Source organism: Actinophytocola sediminis (genome assembly GCF_054779715.1).
Map to the genome: position 1 here is coordinate 45919 of NZ_BAAGXS010000020.1, position 20074 is coordinate 65992.

19 protein-coding genes are annotated in these 20074 nt (G+C 69.4%); 8 read left to right on the forward strand and 11 right to left on the reverse strand.

The window, feature by feature from the left end; genetic code table 11:
* Nucleotides 1-11: 11 nt before the first annotated feature.
* Together ehuB and ACYVIP_RS13290 are read right to left on the reverse strand one after the other, a co-directional pair.
* A complete protein-coding gene (gene ehuB / locus ACYVIP_RS13285; protein ID WP_460395778.1) occupies nucleotides 12-908 on the reverse strand; it encodes an ectoine/hydroxyectoine ABC transporter substrate-binding protein EhuB in 897 nt (298 codons plus the stop codon).
* Nucleotides 909-1202: 294 nt separating this feature from the next.
* A complete protein-coding gene (locus ACYVIP_RS13290) occupies nucleotides 1203-3227 on the reverse strand; it encodes a protein meaA (protein WP_460395780.1) in 2025 nt (674 codons plus the stop codon).
* 95 nt (nucleotides 3228-3322) lie between these two features.
* Here ACYVIP_RS13290 and ACYVIP_RS13295 point away from each other — a divergent pair, with 95 nt between their 5' ends.
* Both ACYVIP_RS13295 and ACYVIP_RS13300 read left to right on the forward strand, forming a co-directional pair.
* Nucleotides 3323-3610, forward strand: coding sequence for a hypothetical protein (locus tag ACYVIP_RS13295; protein ID WP_460395782.1), 288 nt, complete (start codon nucleotides 3323-3325; stop codon nucleotides 3608-3610).
* 62 nt (nucleotides 3611-3672) lie between these two features.
* Nucleotides 3673-4221, forward strand: a complete 549-nt coding sequence (locus tag ACYVIP_RS13300; protein WP_460395784.1) for a GNAT family N-acetyltransferase — start codon at nucleotides 3673-3675, stop codon at nucleotides 4219-4221.
* A gap of 307 nt (nucleotides 4222-4528) precedes the next feature.
* On the opposite strand, the gene ACYVIP_RS13305 is transcribed toward ACYVIP_RS13300, so the two are convergent.
* Complete coding sequence (locus ACYVIP_RS13305) at nucleotides 4529-5173, reverse strand: response regulator (protein ID WP_460395786.1); 645 nt, start codon at nucleotides 5171-5173, stop codon at nucleotides 4529-4531.
* The gene (locus ACYVIP_RS13310; RefSeq protein ID WP_460395788.1) at nucleotides 5164-6324 is read right to left on the reverse strand and encodes a sensor histidine kinase; all 1161 of its coding nucleotides are present in this window, start codon (nucleotides 6322-6324) and stop codon (nucleotides 5164-5166) included. Before ACYVIP_RS13310 ends, ACYVIP_RS13305 begins: the two co-directional genes overlap by 10 nt.
* A 164-nt stretch (nucleotides 6325-6488) precedes the next feature.
* On the opposite strand from ACYVIP_RS13310, the gene ACYVIP_RS13315 reads away from it, so the two are divergent.
* Nucleotides 6489-7157, forward strand: coding sequence for a DedA family protein (locus ACYVIP_RS13315; RefSeq protein ID WP_460395790.1), 669 nt, complete (start codon nucleotides 6489-6491; stop codon nucleotides 7155-7157).
* Between the two features lie 3 nt (nucleotides 7158-7160).
* On the opposite strand, the gene ggt is transcribed toward ACYVIP_RS13315, so the two are convergent.
* Both ggt and murA read right to left on the reverse strand, forming a co-directional pair.
* The gene (gene ggt, locus ACYVIP_RS13320; protein ID WP_460395792.1) at nucleotides 7161-9017 is read right to left on the reverse strand and encodes a gamma-glutamyltransferase; all 1857 of its coding nucleotides are present in this window, start codon (nucleotides 9015-9017) and stop codon (nucleotides 7161-7163) included.
* A 378-nt stretch (nucleotides 9018-9395) separates the two neighbouring features.
* Complete coding sequence (murA, locus tag ACYVIP_RS13325) at nucleotides 9396-10670, reverse strand: UDP-N-acetylglucosamine 1-carboxyvinyltransferase (protein ID WP_460395794.1); 1275 nt, start codon at nucleotides 10668-10670, stop codon at nucleotides 9396-9398.
* Between the two features lie 133 nt (nucleotides 10671-10803).
* On the opposite strand from murA, the gene ACYVIP_RS13330 reads away from it, so the two are divergent.
* From ACYVIP_RS13330 to ACYVIP_RS13340, 3 genes are read left to right on the forward strand one after another with little or no spacing between them, the layout of a single operon-like run.
* Nucleotides 10804-11739 (forward strand): zinc-binding dehydrogenase, encoded by a 936-nt coding sequence (locus tag ACYVIP_RS13330; RefSeq protein WP_460395796.1) that lies wholly within the window; start codon nucleotides 10804-10806, stop codon nucleotides 11737-11739.
* Between the two features lie 22 nt (nucleotides 11740-11761).
* Nucleotides 11762-12334, forward strand: a complete 573-nt coding sequence (locus ACYVIP_RS13335; RefSeq protein WP_460395798.1) for a cob(I)yrinic acid a,c-diamide adenosyltransferase — start codon at nucleotides 11762-11764, stop codon at nucleotides 12332-12334.
* Between the two features lie 57 nt (nucleotides 12335-12391).
* Nucleotides 12392-13195 (forward strand): DUF1206 domain-containing protein, encoded by an 804-nt coding sequence (locus tag ACYVIP_RS13340; RefSeq protein WP_460395800.1) that lies wholly within the window; start codon nucleotides 12392-12394, stop codon nucleotides 13193-13195.
* Here the strand turns inward: ACYVIP_RS13340 and ACYVIP_RS13345 are convergent.
* On the reverse strand, nucleotides 13192-13632 hold the full coding sequence (locus ACYVIP_RS13345; RefSeq protein ID WP_460395802.1) for a DUF2550 domain-containing protein: 441 nt from the start codon (nucleotides 13630-13632) through the stop codon (nucleotides 13192-13194). The two genes, ACYVIP_RS13340 and ACYVIP_RS13345, sit on opposite strands and share 4 nt — an antisense overlap.
* Before the next feature lie 22 nt (nucleotides 13633-13654).
* A complete protein-coding gene (locus tag ACYVIP_RS13350; protein WP_460395804.1) occupies nucleotides 13655-14017 on the reverse strand; it encodes a F0F1 ATP synthase subunit epsilon in 363 nt (120 codons plus the stop codon).
* A 117-nt stretch (nucleotides 14018-14134) separates the two neighbouring features.
* Here ACYVIP_RS13350 and ACYVIP_RS13355 point away from each other — a divergent pair, with 117 nt between their 5' ends.
* Nucleotides 14135-14638: a SigE family RNA polymerase sigma factor gene (locus tag ACYVIP_RS13355; RefSeq protein WP_460395806.1), complete on the forward strand. Its 504-nt coding sequence runs from the start codon at nucleotides 14135-14137 to the stop codon at nucleotides 14636-14638.
* Nucleotides 14638-15939, forward strand: coding sequence for a hypothetical protein (locus ACYVIP_RS13360; protein WP_460395808.1), 1302 nt, complete (start codon nucleotides 14638-14640; stop codon nucleotides 15937-15939). Before ACYVIP_RS13355 ends, ACYVIP_RS13360 begins: the two co-directional genes overlap by 1 nt.
* A 59-nt stretch (nucleotides 15940-15998) precedes the next feature.
* Here the strand turns inward: ACYVIP_RS13360 and atpD are convergent, their stop codons facing one another.
* The 3 genes from atpD to atpA are packed head-to-tail and all read right to left on the reverse strand — an operon-like array spanning nucleotide 15999 to nucleotide 20036.
* The gene (gene atpD / locus ACYVIP_RS13365; RefSeq protein ID WP_460395810.1) at nucleotides 15999-17423 is read right to left on the reverse strand and encodes a F0F1 ATP synthase subunit beta; all 1425 of its coding nucleotides are present in this window, start codon (nucleotides 17421-17423) and stop codon (nucleotides 15999-16001) included.
* Nucleotides 17423-18382, reverse strand: coding sequence for a F0F1 ATP synthase subunit gamma (locus ACYVIP_RS13370; RefSeq protein ID WP_460395812.1), 960 nt, complete (start codon nucleotides 18380-18382; stop codon nucleotides 17423-17425). Before ACYVIP_RS13370 ends, atpD begins: the two co-directional genes overlap by 1 nt.
* A gap of 13 nt (nucleotides 18383-18395) precedes the next feature.
* The gene (gene atpA, locus ACYVIP_RS13375) at nucleotides 18396-20036 is read right to left on the reverse strand and encodes a F0F1 ATP synthase subunit alpha (protein ID WP_460395814.1); all 1641 of its coding nucleotides are present in this window, start codon (nucleotides 20034-20036) and stop codon (nucleotides 18396-18398) included.
* Nucleotides 20037-20074 lie beyond the last annotated feature (38 nt).

Consider the following 20074-nt stretch of genomic DNA (forward strand, 5'->3'; position numbering starts at 1 on the left):
GCCGCCTACTCTCAGGTGGCCTCGCAGAGCTTCTCGGTGGTCACGCCGTCGGGCACCTGGTTGTCCTCGGTGAAGCCGAACGGCTCGACGATACGCAGCCACTCGCCGCTGTCCTGCAGTTTCTTCAGCTCGGTGTTGAACTCGTCGACGAGGTCGGCGTCGCCGGGGCGGAACACGAACCCACCTGCCTGGACCTGCTCCTTGCCGTTGACCACCGGGATGAAGCCCTCGGTGACCTCGAGCGGGGCGTCGGGGTTGTCCTCGACCATCCGACGCAGCGAGATGTCGGTCAGCGCGCCGCAGTACGCGCGCTGGTCGAGCAGGGCCTGCAGCATCTCGGGCTGACCCTCGTAGGGCTGGATCTTGTCGGCGGGGACCCCGAGGTCCTCGGCGACCTGCTCCTCCACCGTGCCGGCGAGTACCGCGACCGCGGCACCCTTGGCCTTGAGGTCGTCGAAGTTGTTGATCTGCTGTGGGTTGCCCTTGGGCACCAGGAACGCGGTGGGCGTGACGTAGTCGACGATGGAGAACTGGGCGTTCTTGCAGCGTTTGGGCAGGATCGCCATGCCGGCGGCCACCATGTCGTACTGGCCGGCGGTGAGCGCCTGGATCAGCTGGTCGAACTCGACCTGCGTCGCCTCGATCCGGTCGATGCCCATGGCCTTGAACACGGCCCTGGCGACCTCGGGGGCCTCGCCGGTGACCTCGTCGTTCTCGGTGTAGCCGTAGGGGACCTCGCCGGCGATGCCGACCTTGATCGAGCCCGCGTCTCTGACCCGCTGCAGTGTGCCGCCCTCACCGGCCTGCGGCACCTCCGAGCACCCCGCGAGTAGTGTCGGTCCGCCAAGGGCGACCGCCCCGGTGATCGCGCCGACCCTGAAGAAGTCCCGCCGTGTCCAATTAGCCATGTCAGTCCTTTTCGTACACACGTTCACGTTTCGCTACACCGAATGAAAAATGAACGTAGGGGCATCGTTCGAACGGGTCAAAGGTAGGTGAAGGATCATGGAGTGCTGTTAGCAAAAAGAGATGTAGAGATCACGACGGACGCCCGGCGATCGCGGTAATCCTGGCTCGACCAGCCTTGGCCATGCGCCGCTGACCTGCAACTCACGCGCCGCGCCGGTACCGGATTTCGCCGCATTCCGGAGTGCGGTGCATCGGCGGCGCCAGCGCGGAACTTCGACGCGTCGTGGACTGGTTCACTCCGCCGCGGTACGGATGCCGTGCGCCTCCCGGACGACGTCCACGATCTGGTCCATGATCTCGGTGAGTTCGTAGTCCTTGGGCGTGAACACCCTGGCGACGCCGTGTTCGCGCAGAACGCGCGCGTCCTCCGGCGGGACGATTCCGCCGACGACGACGGGCACGTCGCCCGCACCCGCGGCCCGTAGCCCGGCCACGACCTCCGGGACCACCGCGAGGTGGGAGCCGGACAGGATCGACAGGCCGACCACGTGCACGCCCTCCTGGACCGCGGCGGCCACGATCTGCTCCGGGGTGAGCCGGATGCCCTGGTAGACGACCTCGAAGCCGACGTCCCGCGCGCGGACGGCGATCTGCTCGGCGCCGTTGGAGTGGCCGTCGAGACCGGGTTTGCCGACCAGCATGCGCAGCCGACCGCCGAGGGCCTCGCCGGTGGCGGCCACCCGCTCCCGGACGGTGGCGAGGCTGCTCGCGGTGTCGTGCCCGGAGGCGGCACCCGAGACCCCGGTCGGCGCTCGGTACTCGCCGAACACCTCGCGCAGCGCGCCTGCCCATTCTCCCGTGGTGACCCCGGCGCGGGCGCACTCCATGGTGGCTTCCATGAGGTTGGCGTCCGTGCGCGCGGCGGTGGTCAGCAGTTCGAGTGCCTTGTCCACTTCGGACTCGTTACGTTGCGCGCGCCAGGCCTCGATCGCCGCGACGGCCTCCTCCTCGGCGCCGGGGGTGATCGTCTCGATCGCACCGTCGCCGGCCAACGGGCTGGGTTCGGTGGTCTCGAACCGGTTGACCCCGACGACGATGTCCTCGCCACCCTCGATGCGCCTGCGGCGTTCGGCCAGCGAGGCGACGAGTTGGGTCTTCATGTAGCCGCTCTCGACGGCGGCCACCGCGCCGCCCAGGTCCTGCACCCGTTCGATCTCCGCCTTCGCGCCGGCGACGATCTCGTCCACTTTGGCCTGGATCACCGGTGAGCCGTCGAGGATGTCCTCGTACTCGAGCAGGTCGGTCTCGTAGGCGAGTACCTGCTGAATGCGCAGCGCCCACTGCTGGTCCCATGGCCGGGGCAGGCCGAGTGCCTCGTTCCAGGCCGGCAGTTGGATCGCCCTGGCGCGGGCACCGCGCGAGAGGGTGACCGCGAGCATCTCGAGCACGATGCGCTGCACGTTGTTCTCGGGTTGGGCCTCGGTGAGCCCGAGCGAGTTGACCTGCACGCCGTAGCGGAACCGACGGTGCTTGGGGTTTCGCACGCCGTACCGGTCGCGGGTGATCTCGTCCCACAGCGTCGCAAAGGCTCGCAGCTTGCAGGTCTCCTCGACGAACCGCACGCCGGCGTTGACGAAGAAGGAGATGCGCGCGACGACGTCGCCGAGTTTGTCCTGCGGCACCTGCCCGGAGTCGCGAACGGCGTCGAGCACCGCGATGGCCGTGCACAGCGCGTAGGCGACTTCCTGGACCGGGGTCGCGCCGGCTTCCTGGAGGTGGTAGCTGCAGATGTTGGTGGGGTTCCACCGGGGCACGTTGGCGACGGTCCAGGCGACCATGTCGGTGATCAGGCGCAGGCTCGGCCCGGGCGGGAAGACGTAGGTCCCGCGGGAGAGGTATTCCTTGATGATGTCGTTCTGGGTGGTGCCGCTGAGCTTGCCGACGACCTCGTGCCAGTCCGCGCCCTGCTCGTCGGCCTGCTCCTTGGCGAGGGAGACGTAGAGGGCCAACAGCCACATGGCGGTGGCGTTGATGGTCATCGAGGTGTTGGCCTCGGCCAGCGGGATGCCGTCGAAGAGTTGACGCATGTCGCCGAGGTGGCTGACCGGGACGCCGACCTTGCCGACCTCGCCGCGGGCGAGGAGGTCGTCGGGGTCGTAGCCGGTCTGGGTCGGCAGGTCGAACGCGACCGAGAGCCCGGTTTGCCCCTTGGCGAGGTTACGCCGGTAGAGCCGGTTCGACGCGGCGGCCGAGGAGTGCCCGGCGTAGGTACGCATCACCCACGGACGATCCCGCTCGTCATCGGTCGGATACGGCATCGGACACCTCCCCGTCGACCCGGATTCACCCGAGAGTACTGGCCAGTAACCCCGTCAGCAGATGTTGTGGTGAACGCCGCACGGAGGACAATGGGATGGTGGCCTACACCCTGTTCATACCGCTGGGCGTGATCGGCCTGCTCGCGGCGGTGCTGTGGTGGGCGTCGAACCTCGACACGGACAAGGCGCACCGTAAGGACTACGGACTGCTGCGCGAGGTGGCGACGGTGCCGTCCACGGCCGCCGCCCGGTTCGTCGAGCAACGGCTACAGGCGGCGGGCGTAACGGCCACCACCGTGCCAACCGAGGATGGCGAACGTTTGCGCGTCCTGGTCTTCCCCACCGATCAGGACACGGCGGTACGCACCCTGCTCGACGACTAACACGTGCCATCCGCATGCCCCCGCGGACAGCGGCGTACCAGGCGCAACGGCATTATCGGTCTGTGGAGATCACGACCTGGTACCTGGAACAGACCGCCGCCGACCAGCTCCGTCCCGCCGCCCCGGCAGCGGTGACCTGCACTCGCTCGGAACTGACCAACCCCGAGTTCAGCCGATTCCTGTACACCGCGGTCGGCGGCGACTGGCACTGGATCGACCGGCTCGACTGGTCGTGGCAGCGCTGGCAGGACTGGCTCAATCGCCCCGGAGTGGAGACCTGGGTGGCATACCTACGCGGCACCCCGGTGGGGTACGTCGAGTTGGACGGCGCCACCGGTGATGGCGGTGATGCCGGTGATGGCGTCGAGATCGCGTACTTCGGGCTGCTACCGGCCTTCGTCGGCAGAGGCATCGGTGGGCATCTGTTGACCGTCGCGCTGCGGCGGGCGTGGGAGCTGACAGACGAGCGGGTGTGGGTGCATACCTGCTCGCTGGACGGTCCAGCCGCGCTCGCGAACTACCAGGCGCGCGGCATGAGCATCTACCGCACGGAAACCACCGACGAGGACATACCGGCATCGCCGCCAGGCCCCTGGCCCGGAGCACGCTGACCACCAGGACCACCAACGATCCCCGAAGCCTCGACCGAAGCCCGCACGCAGACCACGGCCGTTCCTTCGGGAGTTCACCGCCGAGTCCGCCGCCCGGGTCCGCCCTTCAGGTCCGCCCTTCAGGTCCGCCCTTCAGGTCCGCCCTTCAGGTNTCGCCGAGGCCGTCGCCGGGTTTCAGGCCCCAGCGGCGAACCTCGATGCAGCGCCGCTCGGTCACCACGACGTGCACGTCGTCCTGTCGGGAGACCCGTCGCCACGGTGGACACCTCGGCTCGCCACCAGCCGTGGTGTCCGCCGCGCTGGCCGGCTACGAACCGAGGTAGCGCAGCACTGCCAGCACTCGCCGGCTGTAACCCGCCTGGGGAACCAGCATCAATTTGTCAAAGATCGCGTTCACGTGTTTCTCCACGGAACTCAACGAGATGCACAACACCTGCGCGACGTTCGCGTTGGTACGGCCCTCCGCCATTTTCTCCAGCACCGCACGCTCCCGCACAGTGAGCTTCGCCAACGGGTCGGTATGCGTTGTCCGCGCCACCAACCCCCGCACCACCTCCGGATCGAACGCGGTTCCACCCGCGCCCACTCGTTCCAATGCCTCCAGGAAATCGCCTACGTGCACCACCCTGTCCTTGAGCAGGTAGCCGACCCGCCCACCGTCCCCACTGATCAGCTCCGCCGCGTACCGCTTCTCGACGTACTGGGACAACACCAGCAAGCCCACCTCCGGCCAACGGCGACGCACCTCCAGCGCGGCACGCATCCCGTCGTCGGTGTGGTCGGGCGGCATGCGTACATCGGTCACCACCACATCCGGCTGATCCCGTTCGACCGCGTCGATCAATGCCTTGGCATCCCGTACCGACGCGATCACCTCGTGCCCTTCCTCGATGAGCATTCGCCGAAAGGACTCGAGCAACAGGACGTGGTCCTCCGCCAGGATCAGCCGCACGGCAACCTCGCTGACACCAAGGTCGGCCCGCCAGGCGGGCTGTCCACACTGAACTCCCCGTCGGCCGCGGCAACACGTCTCGCCAGACCGGACAACCCAGTGCCGGTGAGCCGTGCCCCGCCGCTCCCGTCGTCGAGCACACTCACCGTGAGCCAGTGGCCATCCCGACCTACGGAGATGTCGATGCCATCGGGGCTGCCGTGCTTGATCGCGTTGGTCACCGACTCCGACACGACGAAATACGCCACGGTCTCGGTGGCCAGGTCGGGTCGCTCGGCCAGGTCGACCGTCAGCCGGACCGGCACGCTGGACCGTTCCGCGACCGACTCCAGCGCGGGAGCCAGCCCGCCCTGGTCGAGTGCGACCGGGAAGATCCGCCAGGTCACCTCCCGCAGATCGCTCAGAGTTTGTTGGGCTTCGAGGTGCGCGAGCTCCATCAACTCATCAACACGGTCCCGGCTGGTGGCACGTCGGGCTCTGCCGACGAGCATGCCCAGCGTGACCAGACGTTGCTGCACGCCGTCGTGCAGGTCGCGTTCGATGCGCCGGCGCTCCTCGTTGACCGCCTCGATCACGCCCGCACGAGAAGTCGCCAGTTCGGACACCCGACGGCGTAGCAGTTCCGCCTCGCGCGGACCGAGATAGTGCCGGACGAGCACGCCCTCCAGGATGGCGACGCCGACGAGTCCCCACACGATGATGTACAGCAGGAGCGCACCGATGGCGATGACGGCCAGACCCTCCTCTGCCGTCGCCGTCGGAGAGCCGTCGTCGCCGCCGATGGGCGACCCCGTGACGATCTGCCAGATCACGATCGCGGCGCCGTACAGCCCGTACGTCAACAGCGAGATGGTTCCGACGCCGAACAGGCCGAGCACGCTGCGCATCGACAGGTACCGCATGGCCTGGGCGCCGGTGTAGTCGCCGTCTTCCTTCGGGTAACCGAAGTACCGGGCGACCCGCGCGCAGTTGACCTCCGCGAGCCGGCGCCCGCCCGCACGCACGCGGCGGCGCGTGGCGGGCACGGCGAGTGCCGGTAGCACGACGACGAGGTAGGCCATCTCGACGACCGCGCCAACACCTCCCAGCACGAGCCCGGCGAAGCCGAGGACCGCGCGCCGGGAGAGGTTTCGGCGAGTTGGGACGAACATGAGGCCAGGTTAGGCGAGTGTGCCGAGCCGCACATTGCGGTTTCCCGCATGATTGACCTGCGGTATTTCCCCCTCAGATCCTGCGGTCAACCGCGTGGCCGACCGGCTCCGCCATCCCTAGCGTGGAGATCGTCAACGCCCCGATCGACCGAAAGGCCCGTTTGATGAACTTGTCTCTCACCGCACCCGCCGAGCCGATGGACGGTATCGCCGGTCTCGCCGTGGACCTGATGGACAGGTTGGGTGGACCGGGAGCCGCGCTGCTCGTCGGCATCGACAACGTGTTCCCGCCGATGCCGAGCGAACTGGTGCTGCCGCTGGCCGGGTTCGCCGCGAGTCAGGGCACGATGACGCTCGTCAGCGCGCTGATCTGGACAACTGTGGGCTCGGTGGCCGGCGCCATGCTCACCTACTACCTCGGTGCGCTGCTCGGTCGCGAGCGAACCAGGTCACTGATCATCAGGGCCCCACTGCTGAAGGGGTCCGACTTCGACCGTACTGAGAGATGGTTCCAGCGGCATGGCACCAAGGCGGTGTTCTTCGGCCGGATGGTGCCCCTGTTCCGGAGCCTGATCTCCTTACCCGCGGGCGTGGAACGCATGCCGATCTGGAAGTTCCTCGCCCTCACCACCGCGGGCAGCCTGATCTGGAACTCCGGCTTCGTGGTGGCCGGCTACCTCCTCGGTGCCAACTGGCAGGTCGTGGACCAGTACGCGGGCACGTTCCAGAAGATCGTCATCGGGCTCGTCGTCCTGGTGATCGTCGTGTTCGTGGTACGTCGGGTGCGCGAGCGCCGCCGCGAGCAGGCCGAACCGACCACCCGCGGCGACTGAGCGCTAACGCGCGGGGCGGACCACCGCCGCCGACGTGCCACCGTGGCGGACCGGCTCACCCGCCGCGACGACCGATCCGTCTCGGCGGAACTCCAGACCGGCGGCGATACCGATGCCCGTACTGGTGTCGAACTCGTGGCCGAGTGCCTTGAGCGCAACACCGGTGGGGGCGTCGATGAATGCCGACTCCGCCAGGGTCTTGGCCGTGTTCCGTTGCGTGGCGCGAGGCGCGGCGATCGCCTCCGGCAGGGACATCCCGAAGTCCAGCCGGTTGACCACGATCTGCAGCACCGTCGTGATGATCGTCGTCCCGCCCGGGGAGCCGATCGCGAAGAACGGCTTGCCGTGATGAAGGACGATCGTCGGCGACATGCTCGACCGCGGGCGCTTGCCGGGGGCCGGGAGGTTCGGGTCGGGAGCGTCGCCCTGGGTCGGCGCGAAGTTGAAGTCGGTCAGCTCATTGTTCAGCAGGAAGCCGCGACCCGGCACGACGATTCCGCTGCCGCCGAGTTGCTCGATGGTGTTGGTGTAGGACACCACGTTGCCCCAGCGGTCGCTGACCACGAAGTGATTGGTGTGCGTGCCTTCCAGACCGCCGGGGGTGGCCTGGCCTGCCGTCTGGCACCCACCAGGGCCGAACGGGTCCCCGGGCGCGGCCGGGCTGGTGCCGGCGGCGTTCGGGTCGATCTGGCACGCGCGCTGGGCGGCGAAACGATCAGAAAGGAGTTGCCGCTGAGGAACGTCAACGAAGTCCGCGTCGCCGATGTAGCGGTTCCGGTCGGCGAAGGCGAGCCTACTGGCCTCCAGGTAGTGATGTAGGGCCTGCGTCCGGTCCATGCCGGACATGTCGAACCGCTCGAGGATGTTCAGCGCCTCGCTGACCGTGATGCCACCGCTGGAAGGAGGAGCCATGCCATAGATGTCGTAGTCGCGGTAGCGCGAGTGAGTCGGCCGGCGGTCGACCGTGCGGTAGGCCTCGACGTCGGACATCGTCATCAACCCGGCCGGCGGATCGATGGTGGCGTCCGGAGCCAGTGGCGGTTCCTGGACGGCGTCGACCATGTCGCGGCCAATGGCGCCCTCGTAGAAGGCGTCGGTGCCGCGCTTGGCGATCTGCCGGTAGGTGTCGGCCAGGTCGGGGTTGCGCATGAGGGTGCCGACCTCGGGCACCTCACCGCCGGGCAGGAACAGCTCGGCGCTGGAGGTGAACTGCGCCAACCGGTCGGCGTTCGAGGCGATCTGGCCGCGAACGGCCTGGTCCAGGGGGAAGCCCTTGTCGGCTACTCGGATGGCTGGCTTGAGCAGGTCGTCGAGTTCGAAGCGGCCCCATCGCTGCAGCGCTCGTTCCCAGGTGGCCAGCATGCCGGGCACGCCGACGGACAGGCCGCTGGTGACGGCCGTGGAGAACTCGTAGGGCTCGCCGGTCGCCGGGTCGATGAACATCGTCTCGCCGCCCGCGGCTGGGGTGGTCTCCCGGCCGTCGATGGTCGAGACCTGCCGGGTGCGGGCGTCGTAGTAGACGATGAAGCCACCGCCGCCGAGGCCGGCGACGAACGGGTCGGTGACCCCGAGCGTCGCCGCGACCGCGACCGCCGCGTCGGCGGCGGTGCCGCCGTGGCGCAGCACCTCGATCCCGGCTTCCGTCGACTCCAGGGTGTCGGATGCGACCGCGCCGCCGTAGCCAACCGCCACTGGCCGCTCGACGGACCGATCGGACGACCGAGCAGCCGACTGATCGGCAGACCGGTCCGCAGACTGGTCGACGGACCGATCGGCGCCTGCGGTCGTCGCCCCGGCGGTGAGCGCTGTGGCCAACAGGAGCCCTACCGACAATGCCGACCCGAAACGACCTCCGCGCATGCCGCCCTCATCTCCTGGAGTTGACCTTCCCGGACTGTCTTACTCGCCCAGGCGGCAAGACACAACGACTCGTGGTCAACCGAGTACGAACAGGTCAATGCCGGCCCCCGTTCGGGTGCGGGTCGGTCGCGGTCGGACACGGGTCGGGCACGTTCGAACGTGGGGCGGGCACGTTCGAGCGCGTGACGGTCGCGTTCGAACGTGGGGCGGTCGCGGCCAGGCGCGGGCGGGCGCGTTCGAACCCGAATCGAACGCGGCCGGGCGCAGGTCGGGCGCGTTCGGGCCGCAGTCGGGCGCGGTGGGCGTGGAGCCGGTGAAGCGGCGGGGCGGTGAGGCGGCGGGGCGCGTTCGGGCGCAGTTGGGCGCAGTCCGGTGCGATCAGGCGCGGTCGGGCGCGGCGTTTACTCGGCGGACGTCGGCGCCGAGGCTGACCATGTTCTCGACCAGACGTGGGTAGCCGCGGTCGATGTGGAAGACGTCCCACACCTCGGTGACGCCGTCGGCACACAATCCGGCGAGCACCAGGCCGACGCCGGCGCGGATGTCGGAGGCCCATACCGGTGCGCTGGACAACCGGTCCACGCCGCGCACCACCGCGTGGTGGCCATCGGTGCGGGCGTCGGCGCCTAGGCGGATCATCTCCTCGATGAACCGGAACCGCGCCTCGAAGAGGTTCTCGGTGATCATCGACGTGCCGTCGGCGATGGCGCTCAGGGCGATGGCGAACGGCTGCAGGTCGGTGGCGAAACCCGGATAGGGCAACGTCACGAAGTCGACCGCGGTCGGACGGTCGTGCTGGACGATCCGGAAGGCGTGGCTGTCGACGTTCGTCACCTCGGCGCCGGCGGTGCGTAGCTTGTCCAGCACGAGGTCGAGGTGGTGCGGGTCAACTCCGCGCACGGTCACGTCGCCCTGGGTCATCGCCGCGGCGAAGGCCCAGGTCGCGCCGACGATCCGGTCGCCGATCACCCGGTGCTGGGTCGGCTGGAGGGCCTCGACGCCGTGCACGGTCAACGTCGACGTGCCCGCGCCCTCGATCTTGCCGCCCATCTGCTGCAGCATCGTGCAGAGGTCCACGATCTCCGGCTCGCGTGCGGCGTTGTCGATCACCGTGGTGCCGTTGGCGAGCACGGCGGCCATCAGGATGTTCTCGGTCGCGCCGACGCTGGGGAAATCGAGCCAGATCTGGGCGCCGTGCAGGCCCTCGGCCTCGGCGACCACACAACCGTGCTCGATCTCACTCTGCGCGCCGAGCTGGCGCAGACCGTTCTGGTGCATGTCCAGCGGCCGCGACCCGATCGCGTCGCCGCCGGGCATCGCGACCACGGCCCGCTTGCACCGGCCGACCAGCGGACCGAGCACGCACACCGAGGCGCGCAGCTTGCCCATGGACGCGGAGTCTGCGCGGTGGTTCAGGTCCGCGGGCGTGGTGATGGTGACCGTGTCACCCACGATGACGACCTCGCAGCCGAGGCTGCGCAGCACCTCGGCCATCAACGGCACGTCCAGAATCTGTGGGCAGTTGGTCAACGTGGTGGTGCCCTCGGCGAGCAACGCCGCCGCCATCAGCTTCAACACGCTGTTCTTGGCGCCAACGACCTCGACCTCACCGGTCAGCCGTGCGCCACCGTGAACCTGGAAGTGCTCTGTCACGAGCGCCCATCATGCCGCAGTACGCCGATCCGACCACCGACGGCCCGGGTCGACCAGCGCTACGGGCATGTTGACCTCCACATTGGTCGAGGTTGCAGGCTGGTACGAAGCGCTGCCGGCGACTGGAGGAAGCATGCGTGCGGTGTGGATGTCGGAGTTCGGCGGGCCAGAGGTGCTCGTGCCCAAGGACTCCCCCGATCCGATCCCCGGACCAGGCCAGGTGCTGATCGACGTGCGGTTCGCGAACATCACCTTCGTCGAGACCCAGGTTCGGGCCGGGACCGGGCCATTCCAGCCCGCCCTGCCGACGATCCCCGGCAACGGCGTCGGCGGCGTCGTGCGCACGGCCGAGGACCCCGGCCTGGTCGGCGCCACCGTGGTCACCAGTACCGGCGGCGCCGGCGGATACGCCGAACTGGTCGCCGCCGACGCCGACGGGCTCGTCATCCTGCCCGACAACCTCGCGGTGGACGACGCCGTCGCGGTGCTCGCCGACGGACGTACCGCCACCATGCTCGCGCACGCGGCCGACCTGCGGCCCGGCGACCGCGTACTCGTCGAGGCGGCCGCGGGCGGGGTCGGCAGCCTGCTCGTCCAGCTGGCCAGCACCGCGGGCGCGTACGTCATCGCCGCGGCGGGTGGGCCGCGCAAGGCCGACATCGCCCGTGAACTCGGCGCCGACCTCGCGATCGACTACCTCGCGCCGGACTGGGCCACCCACGCCGGCCAGGTCGACGTGGTGTTCGACGGGGTCGGCGGCGACATCGGGCGCGCGGCCTTCGACATCCTCAGACCTGGCGGACGGCTCCTGGCCTACGGACTCGCCAGCGGCACCTGGAACGACGTCACCGACGAGGAGGCCGCGGCCCGCGACATCACCAGGATCCGCCCGGCCCCCACGCCGGCACAGCTACGCCAGTTCACCGAGACCGCCATCGCCGAGACCGCGGCCGGGCGGCTCCGGCCACTGATCGGACAACGGTTCCCGCTCGACAAGGCCGCCGACGCGCACACGGCCATCCAGTCACGCGCCACCGTCGGCAAGACGCTGCTGGCGGTACGCCGCTGACGGCATCGGTATCGTCCAGGGCATGGCGGTCCACATCACGCGGGTGTACACAAAAGTCGGCGACAACGGCACCACCGCGCTCGGCGACGGGCACCGGGTACCCAAGACCGATCCGCGCCTCGCGGCCTACGCCGACGTGGACGAGGCCAACGCCGCGATCGGCGTCGCCGTGGCCATGGGTGGGCTCGACGACGAGCTCACCACCGTGCTGCAGGCCGTGCAGAACGACCTCTTCGACGTCGGGGCCGACCTGTGCTCCCCGATCGTCGAGAACCCGAAGTACCCGCCACTGCGCATCACCGAGGCCTACCTCACCCGCCTCGAGACCTGGTGTGACGAGTTCAACGCCCGCCTCGACAAGCTCACCTCCTTCATCCTCCCCGGCGGCACCTCGGGCGCGGCCCTGCTGCACGTCGCCAGGACCGTCACCCGGCGGGCCGAGCGCGGCGCCTGGCGGCTCATCGAGACCGACGCCGACCGGACCAACCCGCTCGCCGCCCGCTACCTCAACCGGCTGTCCGACCTGCTGTTCGTCCTCGGCCGGGTGGCCAACCCGGGCGGCGACGTGCTGTGGCGGCCGGGCGGGGACCGGTAACCAGGATTACTGCGAACGGACCGTTCAGGCCCGCCTGACCTGGGTAGTCACCGGGCCATGTCAGTCACGCGCACCACGAACAACACCACCCGGGTCCTCGGTTGGGCCGGCATGGCCTGCTACGGCACCATCCACCTGCTCATCGGCTACCTCGCGCTGCGCATCGCGTTCGGCGACCGCGCCGAGCAGGCCGACCAGCAGGGCGCGCTCACCGAGGTCGGCACCGGCGGCGCCGGCCAGATCATCCTGTGGATCCTCGCCGTCGGACTGTTCGCCTACGCCGCGTGGCAACTCCTGCTGGCCGCCACGAGCTTCCAGTGGGTCACCAAACAGGGCAAACGCACCCGTAAACGCGTCGCTGCCGTCGTCAAGGCGGTCATCGGGGTCTCCCTCGGCATCACCGCGTCCCGACTCGCCAGCGGCGCCGGCAGCAGCGGCTCCGGCGACCAGCAACAACAGTCCTGGACCGCCGACCTGCTGTCCCTGCCCGCCGGGCGGTTACTCGTCGGCGCGGTGGCCGTGGCCGTCATCGCGGTCGCGGTCGGGTTGGTCCGCCAGGGCGTGCGCAAGTCGTTCCTCGACGACCTGGACACCACCGACCTGCCCACCGGCAGCCGCCGCTGGGTGACCCGCCTCGGCGTCGCCGGCTACCTCGCGAAGGGCCTGGTGCTCGGCATCGTCGGCGGGTTGATCGGCATCGCCGCGTTGCGGCACAACGCGGGCGAGGCCGGCGGCCTCGACACCGCGCTCAAGACGGTCGCCAGCCAGCCGTTCGGCACCGCCGCGCTCGTCGTGGTCGCCCTCGGCCTGGCCGCGTACGGCGTCTACTGCCTGGCCGCGGCCAAGGCACACCGAACCTAGGAAGCCCAGGGCAGCCGGCCGGGCGGCGCCGACTCCAGCCAGGACAGGAACCCGGTCAGCGCGTCCGGACCCATCGCGATCTCCACGTCGGCATCGGCGCTGGTCGCCCGCGCGCGGAACCGCAGCACCCGCGACGCGGGCGGCATGCTGTACAGCTCCGGACCGGACGGCTCACGACGGTCGGCGATCTCCAACCCACTCCGGTGGATCACCCGATCGGGGCCCGGCCGCAGGCTCAGCACCCGGAACCAGACGAACTCGTCTCCCTGGTACCGGCCGACGCCCAGATGCCAGCCCTTGGCCGAGTCGTCCAGCCGGGTGCGCAACGCCGCGTGTACCCCACCGGAGCGCAGCGCGCGCAACCGGCGCACGGTCAGCCAGAAGAGCACCACCGTGACGAGGAAGAGGACCGCTACGACGACGACAGTGATGTCCACGACGGCCCGCCCCCGCCAGCCGTCAGTCCGTCTGTCCCGCAGCGCGCAGTCGAGCGAGTGCTCTCGCGCGCGTGTGCTCGTCGGCGTCGAGGTCGGCCCTGGCCTGGGCCACGTCGATCTCGTCGGCCAGGTCGGCTGACTCGGCGAGGACACTCACGGTGTCCGCGGTGACCGAAAGGAAGCCGCCGTGTACCGCGGCGGTCACGGTCTCGTCTGCCGTCGTCCGCACGGTGACTACACCGCCCTCGACCAACTGTCCGAGTACGGGCTCGTGACCGGGCATGATGCCGATCTCGCCCTCGGTGGTCTGGGCGACGACAAACGTGGCGGTACCCGACCACAGGCGTCGTTCCACGGCGACCAACTGGACGGACATCTCGGCCACGCGGTACCTCCCTCGGTGAGCTTGGGTCGAAGTCTAATTGACCTGTTGGCAACCTCTCCCACCAGGCCGGTGTCATTACGGGTGAAACCAGTCACCTAGCCGAAACCTGGGGCACCCATGAGTGAGGCGGAGTTCGCCGACTTCGTGACCCACCGCTCCCCCGCGCTACTGCGCTCGGCCTACCTGCTGTGCGGCGGCGACCACGCCGCCGCGGAGGACCTGCTGCAGGAAGTCCTCGAACGGGTGTTCCTCCGCTGGCGACACATCCGCGACCACCCCGAGTCCTACGTCCGCGCCGCGCTCGCCAACGCGGCCACCAACCGCTGGCGCCACCGAGCCCGCCGGATCCGCGAGGCACCGCTGACCGCCGACGCCCCGGAGCCGGCGACCATCGGGCCCGAGCAGTACGTGCTCGATCACGACCTCGTCGTCCGCGCGTTGGCCGCGCTGCCGCCGAGGATGCGCGCCGTCCTCGTCCTGCGCTTCTTCGACGACCTGTCCGAGGCGGAGACTGCCACCGCGCTGCGGTGTGCCGTCGGCACGGTGAAGAGCCAGACCTCCCGCGGGCTCGCCCGGCTCCGCGAGCACCTCGACCCCGTCCCCGAACACCGGAGCGCCTGATGGACAACCGTGACCTCACCAGGGCCCTGCGTGCCGCCACCGAGGACCTCGAGCCACGCCTCGGCTTCACCGACGACGTCGTCACCGCGAGCCGACGGCGCCGGACCAGAAACCGGATCACCGTGGCCGCCGCCGTGACCGGCACCCTCGTCGTCGCCGCCGTGGTGGTGGCGGTGCCGAGCGCGGTCTCCGCACCACCATCGCCCGGCGCCTCGACCACCGCCGCGCCCCAGCCCAAGGACGACTGGCGCATGACCCACCTCGGCGGCGAGCACATCGACGACGCGCTCCGCGTCACCGGGATCGTCGAGGCCTGGCAGACCGGCCTGCGATCCGGCCAGCGCGTCAACCGCGACGGCGGCTACGACGACCGGACCGGCGACCCGCACGTGTACTGGGCGGGCGACACCCCCTACGGCGAGGCCGCGATCGTCGTACAGCCCGTCCGCCTGGGGCACGACGAGGAGCGCGTCCTCACCGGTCTGGTCGCCGCCGCACCCGGCTCCCCCGCGCCCCGCCTGCTCGGCGTGCAGGAGGACGACCCCGGCGAACAGGGCCACTTCGTGCTCCCCGACGACCGCACCGTGCTCGCCGTGGCACATCCCGACTCCGCCATGTGGGTGTCCCCGGAGATCGACTACACCGGCGAGGGCTCGCGGCGTGACTGGACGTCCCTCCCGCTCCAGGACGGCGTCGGCATGATCCGCCTGCCGGCGGGCACCAACCCGCTCAACGTGCGACTCATCGCAGGCGGCCGACCGGAACGGGAGAACATGAAGCTCGGCGGACACCTGCCCCTCGTCCTGACCAGCGACCCCGAACCGGCCCAACCGGTCCGGCGGGGCCTGCCGTGGGACACCTCGGTCGAGTTCGGGGACCTGGGCGACCTGTTCGATCCCGACGCCGTGTTCGCCAAGGCCCTCCGGGACAGCGGACTGCTCGACCCATCCTCCTATCAGGACCAGCGGTCGCCGTGGCTCATCGCGACGAGAGTGACCGACGGCGTCCTGATCATCGGCGAGGAACAGGAACTGGACCACCCGGCGTACCTGTACGCGGCGATGCCCGGCCGCGACGGCCGGTACGTCGTGGAGCGCATGTCCGTGGCCGACCCCGACACCGTCCTGCCGGTGGTCCGCAGGCTCCCCGACTCGGCCTGGTTGGTCGCGGCGTTCGGGAAACCGTTGCGCTACCGGGCTTCCCCGACCGCGACCTGGTCCCCGCCAGCCCACGACGCCACGTTGCTGCCGCCAGAGGCGACTCAGGTACTTGTCGACGACCAGGTGGTCACTTTGCCGTAGCCGCAACGAGAACGGCGCCCCCGCGACTCGCGGGGGCGCCGTTCTCGTTGTCCGGCAAGCTACTTCTTGGTGATCTCGCGGTACTTCTTCTCCAGGTCGTCCAGGCCACCGATACCGAGGAAGGCCTGCTCCGGGTAGGAGTCGAAGTCGCCCTTGGCGATCCGGTCGAAGGCCTCGACGGTCTCCTCGCGCGGCACCGTGGAACCCGGCTGACCGGTGAACTGCTCGGCCACCAACATGTTCTGCGACAGGAAACGCTCGATCCGGCGTGCCCGCTGCACGGTCACCTTGTCCTCTTCGGACAGCTCGTCCATGCCGAGAATCGCGATGATGTCCTGCAGCTCCTTGTACTTCTGCAGGATCCGAATGACCTCGGAGGCCACCGCGTAGTGCTTCTCCCCGACGATCGCCGGGTTCAGAATGGTCGACGTCGACGCCAGCGGGTCCACCGCCGGGAAGATGCCCTTCTGGAACACCGACCGGGAAAGCTCGGTGGTGGCGTCCAGGTGGGCGAAGGTCGTCGCCGGGGCCGGGTCGGTGTAGTCGTCCGCCGGCACGTAGATCGCCTGCATCGAGGTGATCGACCGGCCCTTGGTCGAGGTGATCCGCTCCTGCAGCTCGCCCATCTCGTCGGCCAGCGTCGGCTGGTAGCCCACCGCGGAGGGCATCCGGCCGAGCAGCGTCGACACCTCGGAACCCGCCTGGGTGAACCGGAAGATGTTGTCGATGAACAGCAGCACGTCCTGGTTCTGCACGTCGCGGAAGTACTCCGCCATCGTCAGCGCGGACAGCGCGACCCGCATACGCGTGCCGGGCGGCTCGTCCATCTGCCCGAACACGAGCGCGGTGTCGTTGATGACCCCGTCCTCGCTCATCTCCAGGAACAGGTCGGTGCCCTCACGGGTGCGCTCGCCGACCCCGGCGAACACCGAGGTGCCACCGAAGTTACGCGCGACGCGGGTGATCATCTCCTTGATCAGCACCGTCTTGCCGACCCCGGCACCGCCGAACAGGCCGATCTTGCCGCCGAGCACATAGGGCGTCAGCAGGTCGATGACCTTGAGGCCGGTCTCCAGCATCTGGGTGCGGCCCTCGAGCTGGTCGAACGCCGGTGGCTTGCGGTGGATCTCCCACTTCTCGAGGTCCTCGCCGTAGCCGGGCACGTCCAGGCACTCACCGAGCGCGTTGTAGACGTGGCCCTTCACCTTCTCGCCGACCGGCACGGAGATCGCGCCGCCGGTGTCGGTGACCTCGGCGCCGCGCACCAGACCGTCCTGCGGCTGCAGGGAGATCGTGCGGACGAGGTTGTCGCCGAGGTGCTGGGCGACCTCGAGGGTCACCGTCTTGCGCAGCTCCTCGAACTCGATTTCCACCTTGAGGGCGTTGAACAGCTCGGGGACCGCGCCGCGGGGGAACTCGACGTCGACCACGGGCCCGGTCACCGACACGATGCGGCCCTTGGCTGCGTTCTCGGTTGTCGTCATCAGTCTTCACTTCCTACCGCGGCGAGCGCGTTCGCTCCACCGACGATTTCGCTGATCTCCTGGGTGATCTGGGCCTGCCGCGCCTGGTTCGCGAGGCGGGTGTAGGTCTGCACCAGATCGCTGGCGTTGTCCGACGCCGACTTCATGGCGTTGCGCTGCGCGGCCAACTGAGAGGCCGCCGCCTCCAGCAGAGCGGCGTAGATCCGGGTGTTGATGTACTTGGGCAGCAGTGCCGAGAGCAGGGCCTCCGCGTTGGGCTCGAACTCGTAGGCCGGTGCGATCACGTCGCTGGCCGGCTTGGTCTCCTCGGCCGTCTCGTCGACCTCGGTGTACTCGACCTCCAGCGGTGCGATCCGCTTGGCCACCGGGACCTGGGAGAGCATCGAGCGGAACTCGGAGTAGATGATGTGCAGCTCGTCGAGACCGAGGATGCCGTCCGCGCCCGCCTGGTCGCCCTCGTCGTCCTCGCCGGCCAGGAACGCCTCCACCAGCGTGGTGCCGATCTCGGCCGCGTTCTCGTACCTCGGCAACTGGGTGAACCCGGTCCAACTGCCGGCGAGTTCGCGATCGCGGAACCGGTAGTAGTCGAGGCCCCGGCGACCGATCACGTACAGCACCGGCGTCTTGCCCTGCTCACGCAGCAGCGAGAGCAGCTCCTCCGCCGCGCGCACCACGTTGGTGTTGTAGCCGCCGCTCAGGCCCTTGTCGCTGGTCACCACCAGCACACCGACCCGGCCGGGGTTCTCCCGCTCGGTCAGCAACGGGTCGTCCAGAGTGGACGCCGCGCTGGCCAGTGCGGAGAGCACCTTGGTGATCTCCGCGGTATACGGCCGGGACGCGTCCACCCTGGCCTGCGCCTTGCTGATGCGCGAGGTGGCGATGAGCTCCATCGCCTTGGTGATCTTCCCGATCGACCTGGTCGACCGGATCTTCTGCCGTAGCTCGCGAAGTTGTGCCATGGGGGTTTCCCGGTCAGCTCTTGGGCGCGGGCCGGTTGACCTTGACGGTCTCCTGCCCGACCTCGTCGGCGGCCATGGCCTCAGCGTCCGCCTCGACCAGACTCTTGCCCTCGGCGGTGGTGAAGCCCTTCTTGAACTCGGTGGCGGCCGCGACGACCCGCTCGGCGAGCTCGTCGGTCCACGCACCGCCACCGCGGATCTCGGCGAGGATGCCCTCGTGCCGGTGGCGCAGGTTCTCCGCCAGCTCCCGGTTGAACCGCGCGACGTCCTCGATCGGCACCTCGTCGAAGTGGCCGTTGGTGCCCAGGAACACGGTCACCACCTGCTGCTCGACCGGCACCGGCGAGTACTGCGACTGCTTGAGCAGCTCGTAGAGCCGGCCACCGCGGTCCAGCTGCGCGCGGGAGGTCGCGTCCAGGTCGGAGGCGAAGGCGGCGAACGCCTTGAGCTCCTCGTACTGCGACAGGTCGATCCGCAGCGAGCCGGACACCTTCCGCATGGCCTTGATCTGCGCCGAACCACCGACTCGGGACACCGAGGTGGTCACGTCGACCGCCGGGCGCTGACCGGAGTTGAACAGGTCGGACTGGAAGAAGCACTGCCCGTCGGTGATCGAGATGACGTTCGTCGGGATGTAGGCCGAGATGTCGTTGGCCTTGGTCTCGATGACCGGCAACCCGGTGAGCGAGCCGGCGCCGAGCTCGTCGGACAGCTTCGCGCAGCGCTCGAGCAGCCGGGAGTGCAAGTAGAAGACGTCGCCGGGGAACGCCTCGCGGCCCGGCGGGCGGCGCAGCAGCAACGACAGCGCGCGGTAGGCCTCGGCCTGCTTGGTCAGGTCGTCGAACACGATAAGCACGTGCTTGCCCTGGTACATCCAGTGCTGGCCGATGGCCGAGCCGGTGTAGGGGGCCAGCCACTTGAAGCCGGCCGAGTCCGACGCGGGAGCGGCGACGATCGTGGTGTACTCCAGCGCGCCGTGCTCCTCGAGCGCCGCGCGCACCGAGGCGATCGTGGAGCCCTTCTGGCCGACCGCGACGTAGATGCAGCGCACCTGCTGCTTGGGGTCGCCGGTCTCCCAGTTCGCACGCTGGTTGAGGATCGTGTCCACGCAGACCGCGGTCTTGCCGGTCTTGCGGTCGCCGATGATCAGCTGGCGCTGGCCGCGGCCGATCGGGGTCATCGCGTCGATCGCGGTGATGCCGGTCTGCAGCGGCTCGCTCACCGGCTGGCGCTGCACCACCGAGGCGGCCTGCAGCTCCAGGGCGCGGGTCTCGGTGGAGTCGATCTCGCCGAGGCCGTCCATCGGCTTGCCGAGCGGGTCGACCACGCGACCGAGGAACGCGTCCCCGACCGGGACCGAGAGGATCCGGCCGGTCCGCTTGACCTCCTGACCCTCCTCGATCTGCTCGTAGTTACCCAGGATCACGACACCGATCCGGCGCGGCTCCAGGTTCTGGGCCACCCCGAGGATGCCGCCGGGGAACTCCAGCAGCTCGTTGGCCATGGTCGAGGGCAGGCCCTCGACGTGCGCGACGCCGTCACCGGTGTCGGCCACGAGGCCGACCTCCTCCCGGCTGACGTCGGGCGAGTAACTGGACACGTAGTTGTCGATCGCACTGCGAATCTCGTCCGACGAGATCGTCAGCTCCGCCATGGCGTTCCCGCTCCTACCGTCTTGTACTTCAATGTCTG